The 3,794-nt window shown below is 19.1% G+C and carries 2 protein-coding genes and 2 pseudogenes; 1 reads left to right on the top strand and 3 read right to left on the bottom strand.

Annotated features, from left to right (window positions below; all coding sequences use genetic code 11):
• Window positions 1–1,042 precede the first annotated feature (1,042 nt).
• Window positions 1,043–1,820 (bottom strand): annotated as a pseudogene (locus tag OC683_RS02135) (3'-5' exonuclease).
• Window positions 1,821–2,073: 253 nt separating this feature from the next.
• Complete coding sequence (locus OC683_RS02130; RefSeq protein WP_304514900.1) at window positions 2,074–2,889, bottom strand: UvrD-helicase domain-containing protein; 816 nt, start codon at window positions 2,887–2,889, stop codon at window positions 2,074–2,076.
• A 42-nt stretch (window positions 2,890–2,931) separates the two neighbouring features.
• Here OC683_RS02130 and OC683_RS02125 point away from each other — a divergent pair.
• A pseudogene (locus OC683_RS02125) lies at window positions 2,932–3,186 on the top strand (phase variable surface lipoprotein); the annotation flags it as partial.
• Between the two features lie 33 nt (window positions 3,187–3,219).
• Here the strand turns inward: OC683_RS02125 and OC683_RS02120 are convergent.
• Window positions 3,220–3,459, bottom strand: coding sequence for a hypothetical protein (locus OC683_RS02120; RefSeq protein ID WP_304514899.1), 240 nt, complete (start codon window positions 3,457–3,459; stop codon window positions 3,220–3,222).
• Window positions 3,460–3,794 lie beyond the last annotated feature (335 nt).

Here is a 3,794-nt window from a genome sequence, read left to right as displayed (position 1 = left end):
AATCATCTTTCTTTTCAAAAAAAGTTTTATGTTCTATCGCGCACTGCACCCCCCCAAAAGTATTACAATTAAATAATTGCTTAATAATCGTTCAAGATCAACTTATCAGTTGTTCTTTTTATTTTTTAAAAAAAGAAAAAGTTAAACTTCAGCTTTTCTAAAAATATTTTTAAAAAAGAAAATCATGAATCGAAATATATTATTTTTACTTTTTTCAAAAGATAAAAGTAATTTTATTTATAAAAAACAAATAAAGTTGAAATTAATTGATCTCGTATTATTAAATTCTTTTTATTTTTTCAAAATTCTTTAAATAATTCTTGTCTTAACATATTATTTCTTTTCTAAAAAATTTTTGAGAAAAGAAAGGAAATTATTTTTTTTAGTCTTTAAAAACAAAAAAGACTAACTTAAGAGTTAGTTTTCGAGAGTTTTTAAAAAAGTAAAAAAATATCTAAAATTTAGGAAAATCTTAATTTAGTGCGCTTTTTTGAAGAAAAAATATTAATGCGCTAACTAAAATTATTTTTTTCATTTTGTTATCAGGTTTTTCACTTTTTTGCTTAAATATATAGCGAATAGATAAAGTATAAAAAAACATTTTTTGAAAAAAAGAATTATCAAAAAAAGTTTAGACACTTTTTTAATTTCATAAAATATTTCTTTTATTTGAAAAGATAGACTTAATTTTAGTCTTAAAGCATAATTTTAAATCAAAAATTTTCTAAAAAACGGAACAGTTCAATCGCACCCATATCAAATAAAAAATAATATTTTACTATTCTTTAGATAAAAAAAATGATTAATAGCATTTTTTTAATGCCATATTTTATCTAAAAGATATAGTTAAAATAATTTTTTCCATAACAACAAAACCTTTTGCAAAGATATTATGTTTTATTTTCTTTCCTACTTTATAAATAGAAATATTTTTATTTTTTCTCTTTTTTCATTAAAATTATGATTTAATTAAGATAATTTCATTTCTCTTAAAAAAACAACAGGATTTAAAAATTTTTTCTTTCCATTTAAAAATCTAATATTAGAACTTGTAATATATGAGTATTTCTTTAGCTCTTGTTATAGCTACATAAGCGATTCTTCTTTCTTCTTTATCAATATAATTTGTATTTTCATCTTGAATAAAAAATTCTCTTTCAAATCCTATAATAAAAAAAACTTTAAATTCTAATCCTTTTACTTTATGAATAGTAGACATAAGAACTTTATTTTTATTATTTTGATGGTTATTATCTTCTAATAAAGTTATTTTCTTTAATAAAATATTTAGTTTTTCCCAGAAATTTCCTTCTTTTTGTTCTTTATTTTCTGCAATAAAAATTTTTTGTAAATTATCTAATTTATCTAAAATATCATTTTGTGTTTTAGAATCATTATCAACAATTTTTTTCTTTTTAGATAATATTTCTGAATATTTAATTTCTTTATCAATTAAAAAAATAATATTATCTAAACTACATTTTTTTTCGTCAGAAATCAAATTTTTAAGATTTTGAAATATATTTTGAAAATTATCAATTTTATTTTTTATTTTATCTTTTTCAGATAAATAATTCATAGCTTCAAACAAAGAAACCTTTTTTTCATGAGCAATTATTTCTAATTTTTTAACTGTTTGTTTTCCTATTTGTCTAGGAGGAGTGTTAATGATTCTTTTTAAATCAATATCACTTCCAGGAAAAATAAGTAATCTTAAATAAAATAAAATACTCCTGAATGCTTTTGCATAGTTTATTTACTCTATATAAAATAGCTATGTCTGAATAATTATAATTTTGTTTAAATACTAATTCTTTAATTTGGTTAGAAATAAATTCATATTCTTCATATTCAATGTTACTTTATTATAAATAACTTTTCTTCCATAAGAAGAATCATTTTTAAAAATATTTTGAAAATTACTACCTTTTTGATCATAATTATAACTAATTAAAAGATTGGCTTTATCTAAAATATTTTTTGTAGAACGATAATTATAAATCTAAATAAATAATTTGAGATTTGAAATCTCGCAAAAATAATTCATTACATAAATTATCAGCACCTCTGAAACTATATATAATTTTGATTAGGATCGCCAACAGCAAAAATAAAATTATTTTGCCCTATTATTTTTATTATTTGATATTGAATCAAATCAATATCTTGAAATTCATCTATCAAAATATGAGTAAATTTTTTTTCATAAAAAGAAGAAACTGAAGAATTGTTTTTTAATAATCGATAAGTATAAATTATTAAATCATCAAAATCTAAAAAATTACTTTTTTTTAAAAAAAGTTCATATAAATTAAAAAATTTTTTTTCCTCATACGAATAAAGATCTAGATTATATTTTTTAGAATCAGTAAACCATTTGTTATTTTGTATAACTTCATCTAATTCATTTAAAATTTGTTTTTTTATTTTCTCATTTTTAAAACGAGAACAAATTTTTTTTAGTTTACTGGAATTATATTTATCTCTATCCAATTCTAATTCTTTAATTGAATTTTTAATAATTTTAATTCCTTCTTCTTCATGGATAATATGAAAAAAATTAAAATCTAAATTTAGCTCATTAATATCTTTTTTTAAAATTTTAAAACCTAAAGAATGAAAAGTAGAAATTGTTAAATGGCCAAAAATATTTTGAGTAAATTTTTCTTGTAACCTTTTTTTCATTTCTTTAGCAGCATTATTTGTAAAAGTAATTGCTAAAATGTTTGCTGAATTTATATTTAATTCATTCAATAAATAAAATATTCTATTTATTAAAGTAGTTGTTTTTCCAGTTCCTGCTCCTGCATGAAGATAAATAGCTTTTTCTTGAGATAAAACAGCTTTTAATTGTTTTTTATTTAAATTATGTAACCATTTTGTTTTCATTTTTTAAAAAAACTTTCTATAATATAAAATTATTTATCTAATCTATTACTTACGGATTTCATTTCCCTTCAAAATCATTATCCCCTTTTCCAAATTAACTACCAAGATGAAACTAAAAATCGGATCAAAGCATTAATTGGCAAAATTGATTTCAATAAATTAACCACTTTACAATTATATCCTATAGATCCGAACAAGCGGGATAAATAGATAAGCTGATAAAAAACTAATTATAAAAAGGGTTTAAATATTATTTATTATCGTCAAGAAGATTTAAAATTTATCCAATTTTTTTTGATTATTGAATTATTACTTAAAGAATTTTACAAATTAAACCTTAAAGATTGTAAAAAATGTAATAATAAAACAAAGACCTGCAATAACAAAAGCGCTTAAATGAAAATAAACGGTTTGGTTTAAATGATTAACATTATTAAAAATATTTTTATTTTTTAATAAATGTTTTTTATAACCTTTCATTATATAAAATAGGGGATAACAAAAATTAATAATTATCTCCCCAATACTTAAAACAGATAATCCTAATTTAATCAAATAAAGAATATTCATTCTCACTTAAATCCTTTCTTTAAACAAATTTTTTTCAAATATTTTAATTTCCAATTATTTAATTAGCATAATTACTTATTACATAAAAAAATATTACAGCTACAATAATCCCCTTTTGTAAATAACAAATTTTATTTATCAGGAATGTTTTTATTTTTGAAGAGATGTATTTTAAAACCAAAAAAATATACTAAAACTAATAATATGAAAATAGGTGTGATATGTTATTAAAACATTTATGAAAAAATTTATCATAAATTTTTATCTCCTTTTTTATAAAATTTTTACCTAGCATTAATAACGATTAGGAATTGTTTTTATATTAGATAAAAACA

Source organism: Candidatus Phytoplasma crotalariae, assembly GCF_030586865.1.
Lineage (GTDB): Bacteria > Bacillota_I > Bacilli_A > Acholeplasmatales > Acholeplasmataceae > Phytoplasma > Phytoplasma citri.
The sequence above is the reverse complement of the archived record's forward strand: the minus strand, read 5'-3'. Positions and strand labels throughout refer to the sequence as shown.